The sequence below is a fragment of the Rickettsiella massiliensis 20B genome, from assembly GCF_000257395.1.
Classification (GTDB): Bacteria; Pseudomonadota; Gammaproteobacteria; order Diplorickettsiales; family Diplorickettsiaceae; genus Diplorickettsia; species Diplorickettsia massiliensis.
This window is the reverse complement of the sequence record NZ_AJGC01000005.1, coordinates 1-13,922: the sequence shown is the minus strand read 5'-3', so window position 1 is coordinate 13,922 and position 13,922 is coordinate 1. Positions and strand designations below refer to the sequence as shown.

The window sequence follows — 13,922 nt, the reverse complement described above, 5'->3', positions numbered from 1 at the left end:
GGGAATGGAATGTAACGGGTAGGTTGAAGTGGACTCTTTTTCGTTTTTGGAGGGCTATCCTTCATAGTCGTTTGTTGTTTGTATTTTTTGGTTTGATAACCATTTACACAACAGGATGTGGCAAAAAAAATTTCAACCACTATATAGAGTATAAAACAGAAATATGAATTATAAAAGCAATTGCATATTTAATTTATTCATAAACAGATATTTAGCCAAATATGGCTTGATTCATGCTGGCAACAACTTTGATTGTGTGAGCTTCAGAAAGATGGGAATAACGTTTGACCATCTGTAAAGTTTTATGGCCTAGTACTTCAGAAATTTCAGATAAGCTTGCGCCATTCATGGCTAAATAAGAAGCAGCACTGTGCCGTAGGTCGTGAAATCGAAAGTCTTCAATACCACTCTTACATAGCGCCGCTTCCCAATGAAAGCGTATATCTATTGGTTTTTTAGCATCTCTTCCTGGGAAAACTAGTTCACTGTTAAAATAACGTAGCCTTGCCTGTTGTTTTATTAATTCCAAAGCAAGTCCAGTTAAGGGTAATACCCGTCGTTCACCATTTTTTGTTTCATGAAGCGTAATAACGCCACGTTTAAGGTCAATATCTTTCCAACGCAAGCCTAAAATTTCCATACGGCGAGCGCCTGTAGAAAGGGCTAATACAACGACTGTGTAAAGGATAGGACTATCACTCGTTTGGCAAACTTCTAATAGCCTAAAGCGTTCCCCATCGGATAAAAAGCGTACACGGCCACGCGGTTCCCTAGGCTTGGTTATTTTTAATACAGGATTTTCTTCGACCCATAACCATTCTTTCATTGCTACGGTAAATACATGGCTTAATGCGGCTAGGTAACGGTTAACAGTCGCTGGTGTACGTTTTGATTGACGTACAGTGGTCTCATCTAAGAGTTTGTCACGTTGTTGAGCGAGTAAGGCGGGGGTGATTTCAGCTAACGTATATTGGCCTAACGTTTCTTTCCACCATTGGAGTTGCCCCTGTTGGCTAAACCCACTTTTAGGTTTGGTAGGAAGAATCTTTTTTAAATAGCTATCGATGGTCTCAGCTAACGTGTGGCGTTTTGCTTCAGTGATTTTAAAGTAACGTCCTTCGCGCAGTGCTGATTCCGTTTGTTGTCCCCATCGTCTTGCTTCAGCCAAGCGAGGAAAGGTAGCCGTTTGAGTTGGATAACCCTTAAGTCTGACTTTAACTCGAAAACTATTTTTACCATCTTGCGTAGTTCTTTTTTCGATAGCAGCCATGATATTTTTGCCCTTATTAATTGATAGTTACAGACTACAATAAGTGACAAAAAATAACAACAATAGATTGCCTATCCATTGTTCTTATAACAACAAAACCATATAAAATAATGGTTTAACATTAATAAAAATTAGTAAAGGGTCTTTAATGGGGCATTGAATTAAAAATAAACATTTTGTTGATTAAAAAATGAACGCTTGTGTTAGATAAAAAATATCGGGAAGACACTTAGTCTTCCTCAACATTTATAGATAGAAAAAAATAATTTTTAGGCGGTGAAAGGTATTTCTACTTGGAAGATCGAGCCGTTGCCTAGACTACTTGTTAAACTGATTTTCCCATTTAATTGTTCTATGAGCTGCTTAACGAGATATAAACCCATACCAACCCCTGTAAAGGTTGAACTTTTATAAGAAGGCTTAATCTTTTCATATTTTTCAAATACTCGCTCATGGTCGTCTTCACAAATACCTATACCAGTGTCAGATACTGTTATTTTTAATTTATCTTGTTTTATCAATTCAAAAGATAAAGTAATCTTGCCTTCGGGTGTAAAATTAACCGCATTGGACAAAAGGTTTGCTAAAATTTGTTTCAACCTGATTTTATCAGTAACAATTTCTCCTATATCTTTACCTACTTTTAATTCAAATTCTAAATTACTTAGAACTATATTAGGCTTTATAAGTTCTTGCATTTCTTGAGCAAACTTATATAAATCTATCTTGTCCTTCTTAATATCGTCAATGTTATTTTTACCAAGAGCAACTACGACAGAATCTAGTATTTCTAATAATTGATTACCCGATTGATAAATCATCGTCCCATTATCTTTTACTTCTTGAGGTGTTTTTGATCCATACACTGCTTGGCATTGAGCAAGGCCTACTATTGCAGAGAAAGGTGTACGGAGATCATGTGCCATATTCATGACAAAGGCACTTTTTGCTAGCTCTGCTTGTTTTTTTTCACTTATATCAAAGCTTATTATCACAATCCCCACACATTGATTATTTTCCATTATTGGTTGTTTCATGGATAAATAGTATTTGCCCTTAAATTCTTCTTCAGTTATCTCCCCCTTCAAACTTTTCATAATTTTTTCACAATCTTCCCAAGCAGATTGATCAATCTTTTCTGCTATAACTTCTCCTTTAGAGATAGTTGATTCCATTGATTTATTTTGAACAATGGCATTACCATTTATATCAAAAGCACTATAGTTAACACCAAACGCGTCTAGCGCTGAAGAGACAATAGTTGAATTAACTAAATCAATGAGTTTGGTAGAAGGAGCGTTGAGCATAAAAATTCCCTATTGGTTTTATAATACATAATTAAATAGAACATCGTTTTAATGTGCTATTGGTCAATTTATCGTCATCTAACTCACTGACTTCCATAATTCTACTTTGATGAGATGAAGCCTCATCAAAACAACGTTCTTGAAGGGTAGTTAGTTCTTTTTCAAACAAGCTAAAATTATTTTTTTCTATTTCATAGGCTTTCATTGATTGCATAAAAAAATTTATTTTAGCTTGTGTTGATTTATAGCCGGCTTGATTTAAAGCGCATATGGCTTTAAAAGTAGATTGGCATAAATTCTTTTGTGGATCGTAACGAAATTTGGGCGGAATCAACATATGACCAATATAGATAGGCCCACAATTTAGTTTACTTAAGGTATAGTGCAGAGCACCATTAAGCTCATGAGAAGGGTAAGTTAAAACCCCTTGTCCTAATGAGGCAATTGCAGCTGATTCTTCTAACAAGTAGTCAACGGCCGCCGTGAAACCGGCTTTATGCTTATGGCTATTAGCTAATCCTTCAACAACGGCTACAAACCCCTTATCTTTATAATAAAGGTCATCAATCTCTGACTTTGTTTTCTTATAGGCTTCGGTCTCTATCACCAGTTTCCAATTAATTAACTGATATGCAATCTTTGCTTTATTCAGTTTACTAAGCGATTCTCTATTATCCTCTTCCCATTTTTTACCCCACAATAGTGATTCTTCCTCGCCAACATAAAATCTATGTAACCAATCACTCAAAACTATCTTAAATTCCGATATTTTTCTTTTATTTTCAATAACCCAATCAACAAGAGCTTGGAAATTATTACCTGTTTGTCTATCGTTGTCTTTACTAACCCCATATATTAAAATTGACCCTTCTGGTAATTTAGAATGGAATTTTACTTTATTTGTATAATTTTCTGGCATATTATTATTATATATAGAGGAAAATACCATTCTAATATATCTTAGAGTGCAATAAAACCTATACCAATTCACGATCTATACACACATCAGATTCTTTATTAATAAGACATTTTTCAATCGAATTTTTTAACGTTTCTATATCAATAGGTTTTATTAAAATTTCCTGCGCCCGTAGCTCTTTGCATTTTTCTGCTTTCTTTGAGTCAAGATTATTAGTACAAACTATTAGGGGGGTTAACTGATTAAGTTCTGATTTTCTTATTTCTTGAACTACCAACTCATCCGAATTATCTGACAACCCTAAATTTGTTATAATTAACGCATAAGGCTTATTTTGTATAAGTTGAATTGCTGTTTTAGCGTCCGTTGCTATTTCGATCTGATATTCTAAAAACCATAAGAAACGACAAAGTGTCTTTACTTGAACAGTACAATTTTCTACCAATAAAATTTCTTTTACTATTTTTTTATATTTTATTTCTTGTTGTTGTAATTCCATTTTTATTCACTCTTAATGGGGAAATAGGCTTTAGGCGGAGGCATTTTCAGCCTCATTTGTAGTTTTTATTTCTTTGGAATTTATAAAACTAGGGTTTTCTAGGGGAAGAAGACGAAGACGAGTTGCTCTATTGACGACCTGTTCATAATTTTCTGTATTAAGTTTTTTAATAGTAGCCAACTTTATTTGTGTGACTCTATTAAAAGAAATATTAAGATAAGACGCTATATCTTCTATTCTTTCTCCAATAGACGCTCTATAAAGAACTTCAAGTTCTCTTACAGTTAGCTCTTTGTGAAGCAATACCGATAACCCTAAATAAGTATTACTAAGATACTTTTTAGCGTCTAAAACCTGGTGATTAGAGGCATTTTTAATACCATCTGCAAAAAGGAAAAGTCGTGCTGCATCTGTGTAATAACAATCTTCGGATGAAACAAGCTGGCGACGAAGGCCAGATAGCGATATTCTATAGTTAGCCACTATTCAACTCCTGTGGTTGATTTTGGTTAGCACCCTATAAGTATTGATAGTACTTACTAGGGTGTGGGGGTGTGCTTTTAGCACGCCCTTTTTTATAAATTCTTATAGTTAATACATTAAAGTAAAATCAAAACACTTAAAACTTGTTAAAAATTAAGATGTATATAGCATCTTGTATATAACAAGATGTATTTACTCATATAGTTACCCCCGAATTAATATGAACACGGGTCACCTCAGAGTTATAGATGTTCAACCTACTCTCAAAAAGACGCGTTTCTAAGAAAAGCCTTGAAAGGGTTTGGTTAAATTTAAACCTAAAACTTTCATTAATTTTGGAAAATATATCCCTATCATAAACAGGTTCAAAAGTACGGGATTGATGACGCTCTTTATCAAGCTGGTGGTTTAATTGAAGCAAATAAGCACTAGTTTGCTGTTCCAAGGATCGGATTTACTCACCAATTTGGCAGGCTTGATAGGTAAGTTCTTCTAATGATTGCTGTACACGCACGGATTGATTTAGTATGGGCTTAGCCATGATTTACTCCCAATAAGTAGATTGTGGTTAGCTGGTAGTTGGGATGACCGTCCCTTCTATCAGCGCTTTTTTCAACCCAATCCTATACCATTAAAATACCATTAGTCAACTTTTGTTTTTGTATTTATTTAATACATATTCAAATCCTTCTCTCCCAAGATCATTCATGCTTAATCTTTTTTTTGATGATAGTATCTTCAGTTCTTCATACATTCTTATATCTAAATACATAGTAAGTTGTCTTATAGTTGTATGACCCTTTTTATCTACAAATCTATCTGCTTTAACCATTGAAAAATCCACATTACATTAACTTAATAATAACTACACGCTAGTATAATGGTATAATACCATTAATAGCAAAATTATTTGATGGTAGGTTCACTTGATAATATATACCACTAGGTGGTATATTAATAATATGAGGCTTAAAATGCGAATCTTCAAAAATAAGGAGTTTCACAAATGGCAAAAAGAAGTAAAATTAAATGACCTTACCCTTAAAAAGTCTATCTATGAAATAGAAAATGGTCTTTATGAAGCTAATCTAGGTGGTAATGTTTATAAGAAAAGAGTACCCCTTGATAACCGCGGTAAAAGTGGAGGAGCAAGAACTATAATTGCTTTTAAATTGAACAATAATGCATTTTTTATTTACGGGTTTTCTAAAAATGAACGTTCAAATATAACACCTAGAGAGAATAATGCTTTAAAAGAATTAGCCAAATTGTATTTTTCTTATGATGAGCCAAAAATTGACCACGCTATAAAATCTGGAGAACTTATTGAGGTTTTACTATGAAAAAATCTATATTAAAAGTAGTTCACGAATCAGCAAAAGGTTTACATGATATAGGTTTATTAGATGCAGAGACTATGAGAACATTTGATGGAATGTGCCTAGAACCAGTACATAAACTAAGCCCTAGGCAAATAAAACTCCTAAGATTACGTGAAAAAGTTAGCCAACCTGTTTTTGCTGCTTTTTTAAATATTACGCCATCTACTATAAAAAAATGGGAAACTGGAGAAAAACACCCCAGAGGAACTTCTTTAAAATTATTAAATATTGTAGAGAAAAAAGGTTTAAAATACTTATCATAAATAGTAGTTTTTTATATTGCCTACTAAAAGAATTCAACTTTCCAAATCAAGACCTTGTTCTAGTTCAGCTAAGGTCCAACATTTTTCAGGATTTTTTAGCCGTTTTAATGCTAAATATTCAACCTGACTTTTATTTAACCGATTTGATTTAATTTCTTCAATACCTTCTCTAAGTTCTTCAAATAAATTACGTTTTGCCATAATTACTACTCTTTCAACGTCTGCTTTACAAGCAACGCATAAAATAACCTTATATCGGCATAAATATTTATTTATGCTATTATAGCTTATAACATATAAATACATTCATATATATGTATATACATATTATTAAATTTTATGGCACATATCATTGCGGTCACTAATCAAAAAGGCGGGGTAGGTAAAACTACAACTTGCATCAATCTTGCAGGGGCTTTCTGTGAGATGGGATATAAGGTCTCTGTTGCTGATATGAACAACGAACAAAGATCAGCCTATAAGTGGGCTAATAGGGGAGAACATTTAAAATCCCTTGTTACAACAATATCTGATAAAAAGCCAAGAACTGACCTGGATAAACTAAGAGAAAAAAATGATTTTGTCTTTATTGATACAGCCCCTGAGTTAATGACACCGGCCTTAAAAGCAGCATTATTATCGAGTCTCATCATTATCCCATGTACCCCTAGTCCTTTAGATGTAGAATCGGCTGAAGACACCATCGACCTCATAGAAGAAGCTAAGAAGCCATTTATTCTATTAGCCTCTTGCGTAAGGTCTGGCACAACAGTAGGAACACAATTACGTGAAACCTTAAAGAAAATAGGGAAGACATTTGAAACAGTGATACATCAACGAGTAGAAATTGTCGAAGCGGCTATAACAGGTCAATGGGTCGGAACATACAAAAAAGACTCTAAATCACATCAAGAATATCAGCAGTTAGCTCAAGAATTAACCAATATACTAGGGTAGTTAAATGAGAAAAAAACCATCTCTTACTACATCGAAAGAAAGTAGATTACAGGAAGCAAAAAGGGAATTAGAGTTAGAAGACAACAGCCCAACTTCTACAGAAACGCAGAGGACAACTTTTTTGATTGAATCAGATTTACTCTATTCAGCCAAAGAAGTTGCACTTAAAAGAAAAAGAGCCGGAATCAAACCAGACACAATTACTGGCATGGTAAAAGAGGCTTTGAAAAAGATAGTAGCTAAAGAATTAAATAAATAAATACGTACGCAAATATGTATATATTTAAATATATTTATAATTATATATGTCTTTAAATCAAGAAAACCTAAATAAGTTAATTACTACCGCTTTAGCTATAGAAGCTCAAGAAGCTCAAGAAGCTGGGGCTATAGGCTATATGGCTAGAGCGTTAACACAAGCTACTATGCCTCATAAGAGAATAGAGTCTAATGAGTTTTCAAGGGAAAATGGGGCTTTCTCTCTGGTGATGTTGGCACCATCTAAAATTGGCTTGCCATATGGCTCTATACCTAGATTATTATTAGCTTGGATTTCTACTGAAGCAGTTAAAACAAAACAACGAGAGCTAGTGCTTGGTCGATCTTTAAGCAATTTTATGTCGCAATTAGATTTGGCGCCAACAGGAGGTAGATGGGGTAGTATCACCAGACTTAAAGAACAAATGGAACGTCTCTTTGCATGTTCAATTTCCTGCACTTACACTAATGGTAACCATTGGGCTATAAAAAATGTAAGCCCTGTTAGTGACGCTAATCTGTGGTGGTCACCTAAAAATCCTTCGCAAACGACTATTTTTGAGTCCACGCTTAAATTAAATGAAGATTTCTTTAATGAGATCATAAATTTTCCAGTCCCAATTGATTTAAGGGCATTAAAGCTTCTAAAACGTTCTCCATTAGCACTAGATATTTATTGCTGGCTTACCTATCGTATGAGTTACTTAAAACGCAATTCTTCAATTCCTTGGGAAGTTTTGCAATTACAGTTTGGTTCAAATTATGCACAAACAGAACATGGGAAAAGGGATTTTAAACGTGCTTTTTTAAGAGAGTTAAGAAAAGTAACAGCTCTATACCAAGATGCAAAATTAGAGGTAAACAATGGAGCTATAATCCTGAAGCCAGGCAAACCACATATTTCGCCAGCTAAAATCATCTCTCAAATTGAATGAATCAAACAATTTACTAATTTTCACTATAAAAACTCTCGAATAGTCTATGTTGCTTCCACATCGTTTTTGTTCAAAATTTGCTACGCATAAACTGTCGCGCTTTACGCATTAATTGTCTTGCGCTGTGCATAAATTAAACAATTGTACATTTTTCAATCTGTGGATAAAAAAGTTATCCACGCATAAACTGTCGCGCTTTTTAGAGTTATTCACGCATAAACTGTCGCGCTTTTACGCATAAACTGTCGCGCTACTCCTTATATACCTGTATTAACCTGTATTAATAAAACCTGTATTAGTACGCCGCTCTCTGTGGATAACTCTATCGAGTTACCCGACAGTCGCGGCTCACAAGCTGATGGATATGATGGACAATTCCCTAACGGGAAATTGCCCACATACCCACAGCCCTACAAATTTTTTTATAAAAAAAGAAAACGAACCTATAGATAGACATCGAGACATGCCATTAAAGACCGATTTTAAACGCATAGAGACTTTATAGTTGTTTGAGAATGGGGTTATGGCCATAAGAAAAAATAAAAGCACTACGAAGCTAAAATCGATGTAAAACAAAATTTGTGTTTTTACAATGCAAAAGTAACAAAAATTTAATGTAGTTGATTAAATTATGAACCATTCAAAAACGAGATAATTATTTTTAATTGTGTATAATTTATACAATTGACAGTCAACAATGGACTATTAAAGTGACGAATGAAACACGTTTACCAAATGGACTTACACAGCGTCAGTTTGCCTTCTATAACATGTTAATCAAACAAATGAATGGGACAGGGAAGATGGACGCTAAGCAAGCGGCTATAGCAGCAGGATATTGCTCAACAAGTGCTTCACGGATTGCTAGCCGACTTTTAAAAAAAACAGAAGGTCAGGTTTACCTCAAATCCATCCAACAAAATTCTACTCATTCTGCTCTAATTACCATAGATTGGGTGATGGAAAAATTGGTACGTACGGTTAGAGCGGGTATTTCTGACGACGGTTCAATTAACTACAACGCGTTACCATGCTCTATTCGGGCTATTTCTGAAATCAATAAGATAAAAGGTCATTACGCGCCTGATAAGAAAGTTAATCTCAATATGACCATGGATGATGTCCAATTCGATAAGGCAAAAGAGTTGGCTAGAAAATACACTAAAGCCTACTAATTAAAGGCAAACAAAATGATTTTTACTAAGACTAGTGAGCCAAGCTAGCTTTATCCCAAACATTATCCAGGTCTTTTTTAACAAAATTAGTTAATGGTTCATTTTGTGCGCACTCTAATTCAAGACTTTCTCTTTCCGGTAACCATTTCAGCTCAGATTTAGGCATTTCTTCAAAATTAAATATTTGTGTTAAATTAAGCTTTTTATTTGCACAGAAACTAGCTAACGCGTTATATACAGCCTGTAAACTACCAACAGCACGGAGTAGATTCTTTTCTCTTTCTTTCACCTTTTCGCTCTTAACTTTGTTGGGGTCGTAAATAGAAAAAAACTTATCTTCTTGAAGCGAAAGAGCAAAAAGAGCTTTTTCCCTATGCTCATTAAATTTATTTTGAACTGCTTTAATTTTAATCATGATATTTTCTCACTGTGGATTAATAATTTAAGTTCGTTAATTTCTTGGAATAATTTATCCATTAGAGCCGTATCTCGATAAGCGGTTAGCACACTCATCAAAGATTTAGCCTGGTCAGGGGTGATTTCCTGTTTAGCTACCCCATTCAGAATAGCGTTACCTGCTTCCAGTAAGGATTTAGGTTGCTCAAGTTCCTTTGGTAGGGTTAGATTGATTGGGCTATCTTTTGCTCTAGGTATGATTCTTTCCAAACAAAAGCGTAAGGTATTGGCATCGCCTGACTTAGCTAGTTCAATGGCTTGCGCTATCAACTCGTCAGCATGATACTCAAGTAATTTTACCCAACGTGTTTTATTATTAATCGACCCTTTAGGTCTACCGTTAGGATTGCCACTTTGACCCGCTTTAAATGCCATTTTTTACTTCTTCTCTGTAAATTAGTTCTTGTTTACAATCGGTAAGAGAATTTTCTCTACTGGACATGAATAATCGACAAACTGTGTAGGTTTATGATCAGGAGAGCCAAGGTACTGAAAGGAATTGCGATCAAACGACAATCCTATTTTTCCTTCCCAATCCCCATTACGCTGTTTATCACATGACCAAATGCAATCGTTTGATTTCAATTCTTCCATGTCCTTTGGGCTAAGCGCGTAGCCTTGCTCCTGCCGTCTTTTTAAGTCCTCTTTCTTTTTATTACGCCAGACAGTAAAACAATTATCTGCTAAATCTGAAATAGCGCCGGTTCCTTTATTATCTAATTTTCCAGGTTGGTAGTGTTCATCAGCATTTTTTCTAGGATGAACTACAAGATGAATATGGCAAGGGTATTGATTCTTAAAGTCACACAGTTTCTCTATAAATCTTTTTTGTGCCGTATAATCGTCTTCGCTAATATCGAGTTTTAAGAAAGAATCTATTACGAACATGTTAATGCGGTAACGCTTCCAAGCATAAAGAAACACCTCTAATAACCGATCAGCTTTAGCTGTTCCAAGAAGATCAAATATCAATAATCTATCGTCATACCACTCATGAATAGCACGAATATAACCCTCCGTGGGCTTTTCTAGTCCCGCTGCTTGTCTTGTCAATCGGTATAGCAACCGTTTTGGTTTTAATTCTAAGCTGGCAATACAAACACGTGCGTCTTGCTTCATAGCCGATAAAATAATGTGTCCTAAAAACTGGCTTTTCCCGTGACCATTCGTTCCAGTCCAAATAGAAAGCTCTTCTTGTCTAAACAATATTTTATCTTTAGCTTTTTGCCAGGGAGGGTAGATACCTAAAGGTTGGTTATCAGGTGGATAAAACTCATTAATAACTTCATCTACAAAACTGCTCGCTTGTTTTAATTCTTGAGGGTCTAAAGTTTTTGATTCATTAAATAAGCTGCGCATCGTTAATGGCGTCATTTCAGCTTGTAGACAGGCGTTTGCATCTTTGTGAGGTAAATTAACTAATCGGCAACGATGTGCGCCTAAACGCGCTATTAAGTCAGTTGCTGCGGACTTTCCTTCTTCGTCATTGTCAAAGCATAAATAAATTTTATCAAACACAGATAAACGGTCAAATTCATAATCTAACCACCGATGTTTATTACCTGTACCACCACCAAACGGAACCGACAAAACAGCAATCCCGTATTGATGCAAAGTCATTGCGTCAATTTCACCTTCACACAGTGTTACACTACGTGCATTATTTGGAATTAAATGCCAACCAAATAAACAAGGTTCGCAATCTTTTTCTACTGAGATTTGTTTTTTACCATTAACCCTATCAATGCTTAAATATTTTACAAAGACAATTTCATTATCTCGCCAATAAGGAAAGACAATATTTCGTCCTTTTTCTTTAATTTTAAAATCTTCTATGGTTTTTTCGGTTAACTTTCTTTCTTCTATTAGATATTTTTTAACCGGGGAATCAACCTTATTCTTTGTTAAAGATTTTAAATGGATATTAGGCCTAGTAAATTTCTTTGGTTTATAAGGTTCAAACTGCATGGAAGATAAACCTAGATATCTTTCAGCTTCTTTCATTGCTTCAAATAAACTAATTTTGCGTACACCTGCCCAAAGGTCGAGTAAATCACCTCCAGTTTGTGTTCCTTCTGCAAAATCACACCAGATACCGGCTTTATTTCCACCTAAATGTACAGCCAATGATTTCCCAGGCTCACCATTTATGCTGCCAACACGCCATTCTGAGCCTTCTCTTTTACCATTTGGAAGTAAATATGCCGCAATAGACTCAACCTGTTGAGCCAACAGGGGAGCAATTTCCTTTGCCATTCGCATTAGATCACCCCCTGCATTGATTCAGGAATATAACAAGTAGCCGGCGTGTTCGTTGCTTCGCTTTGATGAATAAAGCGATCAATATGTGCCGAGTCCCTTAAAATTAGTTCGATATCATCATACCGTTGTTTATTATCGTTTTGTCCCATGTTAAAAGCTGTTTTGCTACAACCATCTATCGCTTTTTTAAGGTCTTCTACCGTATAAGTCTCTAATGCTTGATTAATTGTTTTACGGCGTTTTTTATCTAGCTTCGCTTTTGGATGGTTCATAGTTTGCTGCCAATGCTTAAATAGTTGCTCACATAGAGAAACATTAGCCATATTAATAGGACGAGGTGAAGCCTCAGCTTCACGTATATATATATCCTTTCCATTCCCTTCCATTCCTTTCCATTCCGTCACCGAGGGATCGTCGATTAGTCGTTGGTTACTTGCCGAGAGCTCTCCGACAATTCGTCGAGCCCTCGACGAGTCTTCGACGAATTTTACTTGTTCGTTTTTAATTGTAGTTTCGTTTACTTGGAGATCAGGAGGGAGGGGATATCGTGTAGTTGGCCTATCTATTCTTTGATGACGCTTCCAGCCTGTGATATGCCAATAGGTGTTTCCTTCGGCCTCATATAATTGCATTAATCCCACATTAATAAGTTCGGATATCCATTGTTCAATATCTTTGGTTGTAAAAAGATCATTGGGAAAAACTTTCATTTTGAGGGATGGAAGGCAGGCTTTATTTACACCGTTATCATCTGCAAATGACCAAAGCCCAATAAATAACAAACGCGCAATAGGGGAACAAGATACCACTTGTGCTGATGTCCAAAATTCGGGTTTTATGGTTCTAATTCTAGCCATTATTTACCCTCCTTTTTCTTATTTTTGCGGCCTTTGTAGATATATTGACCTATATAGTGCATAACACCATTTAAATCTCGCTCACGAACCCTGTAAGTAACAATGTCATAACCCTGGTGCTTTAATTCACGTACACGACCTGCGGGGTGCATAATTCCCTCATCGCGAGCTTGGAATGTGGTTAATTTTTTTCCTTGAAGGAATTTAGTTAGCAATCTCATTCTTTGAGTCGGTAATGAATTGCTGTAAGAGGGTTTTGTTTTTTCTTCAGATAGATGATGTTGTAGTTTATTTTTTTTTGATTTTGATTTACTATAAGAACTGTGATTTTTTGAATCATTTGGGGTTTGAGTATTTTCGGTACTCAAACCTTCTTTGTCTTTTTTCATATTATTCCTTTGAAAAAGAGTTGAAATAATTAGTAGTTTTATATTCAAGATGTACGATATTTAATAGCTCGTTATTTATCCTCCTTGTTTCGTTCGTTAACCCAGTTATAAAAAGCCGCTTCGTCAATTAAGACACGTCCTCCGACTCTTTTAATTACTTTGTCAAAGCCATTTTTGTGGCGATAAAAAATTAAATTTCGTAATCCGCCGACCTTTGGCCAATCGTGGTATTTTTCCCAACTGGGAATAGGAATGTAACGGGTAGGTTGAAGTGGACAATTATTAGACTGAGAAGAACTATACATAACAGTCCGTTGTTAGTTAAATTATTGCGTTGAATAACCATTTACACAACAGGATGTGGCAAAAAAAATTTCAACCACTATATAGAGTATAAAACAGAAATATGAATTATAAAAGCAATTGCATATTTAATTTATTCATAAACAGATATTTAGCCAAATATGGCTTGATTCATGGTTGGCAACAACTTTGATTGTGTGAGCTTCA

At 35.0% G+C, this 13,922-nt stretch carries 20 protein-coding genes; 6 read left to right on the top strand and 14 right to left on the bottom strand.

What is annotated here, in order from left to right; genetic code table 11:
* Positions 1 to 211: 211 nt before the first annotated feature.
* The 7 genes from S3O_RS0110150 to S3O_RS0110125 form a co-directional block, all read right to left on the bottom strand.
* Positions 212 to 1,270, bottom strand: a complete 1,059-nt coding sequence (locus S3O_RS0110150; RefSeq protein WP_010599008.1) for a tyrosine-type recombinase/integrase — start codon at positions 1,268 to 1,270, stop codon at positions 212 to 214.
* Positions 1,271 to 1,539: 269 nt separating this feature from the next.
* Positions 1,540 to 2,577 (bottom strand): sensor histidine kinase, encoded by a 1,038-nt coding sequence (locus S3O_RS0110145; protein WP_010599007.1) that lies wholly within the window; start codon positions 2,575 to 2,577, stop codon positions 1,540 to 1,542.
* A 31-nt stretch (positions 2,578 to 2,608) separates the two neighbouring features.
* Positions 2,609 to 3,496 carry a hypothetical protein gene (locus S3O_RS0110140; protein ID WP_010599006.1) on the bottom strand — a complete coding sequence of 296 codons (888 nt, stop codon included), beginning with the start codon at positions 3,494 to 3,496 and terminating at the stop codon, positions 2,609 to 2,611.
* 58 nt (positions 3,497 to 3,554) lie between these two features.
* Entirely contained in the window at positions 3,555 to 3,995 is a 441-nt protein-coding gene (locus S3O_RS0110135; RefSeq protein ID WP_010599005.1) for a response regulator, read from the bottom strand.
* 30 nt (positions 3,996 to 4,025) lie between these two features.
* Entirely contained in the window at positions 4,026 to 4,478 is a 453-nt protein-coding gene (locus S3O_RS0110130; RefSeq protein ID WP_010599004.1) for a helix-turn-helix transcriptional regulator, read from the bottom strand.
* Between the two features lie 196 nt (positions 4,479 to 4,674).
* Positions 4,675 to 4,923 (bottom strand): hypothetical protein, encoded by a 249-nt coding sequence (locus tag S3O_RS17625; protein ID WP_156792890.1) that lies wholly within the window; start codon positions 4,921 to 4,923, stop codon positions 4,675 to 4,677.
* 201 nt (positions 4,924 to 5,124) lie between these two features.
* Positions 5,125 to 5,310 carry a hypothetical protein gene (locus tag S3O_RS0110125; protein WP_010599003.1) on the bottom strand — a complete coding sequence of 62 codons (186 nt, stop codon included), beginning with the start codon at positions 5,308 to 5,310 and terminating at the stop codon, positions 5,125 to 5,127.
* A gap of 130 nt (positions 5,311 to 5,440) precedes the next feature.
* Here S3O_RS0110125 and S3O_RS0110120 point away from each other — a divergent pair, with 130 nt between their 5' ends.
* Positions 5,441 to 5,821 (top strand): type II toxin-antitoxin system RelE/ParE family toxin, encoded by a 381-nt coding sequence (locus tag S3O_RS0110120; protein ID WP_010599002.1) that lies wholly within the window; start codon positions 5,441 to 5,443, stop codon positions 5,819 to 5,821.
* Positions 5,818 to 6,123 (top strand): helix-turn-helix domain-containing protein, encoded by a 306-nt coding sequence (locus S3O_RS0110115; RefSeq protein ID WP_010599001.1) that lies wholly within the window; start codon positions 5,818 to 5,820, stop codon positions 6,121 to 6,123. The genes S3O_RS0110120 and S3O_RS0110115 overlap by 4 nt, the downstream gene beginning before the upstream one ends.
* 33 nt (positions 6,124 to 6,156) lie before the next feature.
* Here the strand turns inward: S3O_RS0110115 and S3O_RS17620 are convergent, their stop codons facing one another.
* Positions 6,157 to 6,324 carry a hypothetical protein gene (locus tag S3O_RS17620; protein WP_156792889.1) on the bottom strand — a complete coding sequence of 56 codons (168 nt, stop codon included), beginning with the start codon at positions 6,322 to 6,324 and terminating at the stop codon, positions 6,157 to 6,159.
* Positions 6,325 to 6,462: 138 nt separating this feature from the next.
* Between S3O_RS17620 and S3O_RS0110105 the strand changes: the two genes are divergently transcribed.
* The 4 genes from S3O_RS0110105 (at position 6,463) to S3O_RS0110090 (ending at position 9,448) form a co-directional block, all read left to right on the top strand.
* On the top strand, positions 6,463 to 7,080 hold the full coding sequence (locus S3O_RS0110105) for a ParA family protein (protein WP_010599000.1): 618 nt from the start codon (positions 6,463 to 6,465) through the stop codon (positions 7,078 to 7,080).
* 4 nt (positions 7,081 to 7,084) lie between these two features.
* Positions 7,085 to 7,339, top strand: coding sequence for a hypothetical protein (locus S3O_RS0110100; protein WP_010598999.1), 255 nt, complete (start codon positions 7,085 to 7,087; stop codon positions 7,337 to 7,339).
* A gap of 46 nt (positions 7,340 to 7,385) precedes the next feature.
* Entirely contained in the window at positions 7,386 to 8,273 is an 888-nt protein-coding gene (locus tag S3O_RS0110095) for a replication protein RepA (RefSeq protein ID WP_010598998.1), read from the top strand.
* Positions 8,274 to 8,983: 710 nt separating this feature from the next.
* The gene (locus S3O_RS0110090) at positions 8,984 to 9,448 is read left to right on the top strand and encodes a terminase small subunit (protein WP_083827774.1); all 465 of its coding nucleotides are present in this window, start codon (positions 8,984 to 8,986) and stop codon (positions 9,446 to 9,448) included.
* A gap of 31 nt (positions 9,449 to 9,479) precedes the next feature.
* Here S3O_RS0110090 and S3O_RS0110085 read toward each other — a convergent pair whose 3' ends face one another.
* The 6 genes from S3O_RS0110085 to S3O_RS0110060 form a co-directional block, all read right to left on the bottom strand.
* On the bottom strand, positions 9,480 to 9,863 hold the full coding sequence (locus S3O_RS0110085; RefSeq protein ID WP_010598996.1) for a hypothetical protein: 384 nt from the start codon (positions 9,861 to 9,863) through the stop codon (positions 9,480 to 9,482).
* The gene (locus tag S3O_RS12855) at positions 9,860 to 10,279 is read right to left on the bottom strand and encodes a DUF5681 domain-containing protein (protein ID WP_010598995.1); all 420 of its coding nucleotides are present in this window, start codon (positions 10,277 to 10,279) and stop codon (positions 9,860 to 9,862) included. Before S3O_RS12855 ends, S3O_RS0110085 begins: the two co-directional genes overlap by 4 nt.
* Positions 10,280 to 10,300: 21 nt before the next feature.
* Positions 10,301 to 12,160 (bottom strand): bifunctional DNA primase/helicase, encoded by a 1,860-nt coding sequence (locus tag S3O_RS0110075; RefSeq protein ID WP_235776262.1) that lies wholly within the window; start codon positions 12,158 to 12,160, stop codon positions 10,301 to 10,303.
* A gap of 5 nt (positions 12,161 to 12,165) precedes the next feature.
* A complete protein-coding gene (locus tag S3O_RS16110) occupies positions 12,166 to 13,023 on the bottom strand; it encodes a hypothetical protein (RefSeq protein WP_010598993.1) in 858 nt (285 codons plus the stop codon).
* The gene (locus tag S3O_RS12845) at positions 13,023 to 13,412 is read right to left on the bottom strand and encodes a helix-turn-helix domain-containing protein (RefSeq protein WP_010598992.1); all 390 of its coding nucleotides are present in this window, start codon (positions 13,410 to 13,412) and stop codon (positions 13,023 to 13,025) included. Before S3O_RS12845 ends, S3O_RS16110 begins: the two co-directional genes overlap by 1 nt.
* A gap of 71 nt (positions 13,413 to 13,483) precedes the next feature.
* Positions 13,484 to 13,717: a hypothetical protein gene (locus S3O_RS0110060; RefSeq protein ID WP_010598991.1), complete on the bottom strand. Its 234-nt coding sequence runs from the start codon at positions 13,715 to 13,717 to the stop codon at positions 13,484 to 13,486.
* Between the last annotated feature and the right edge of the window lie 205 nt (positions 13,718 to 13,922).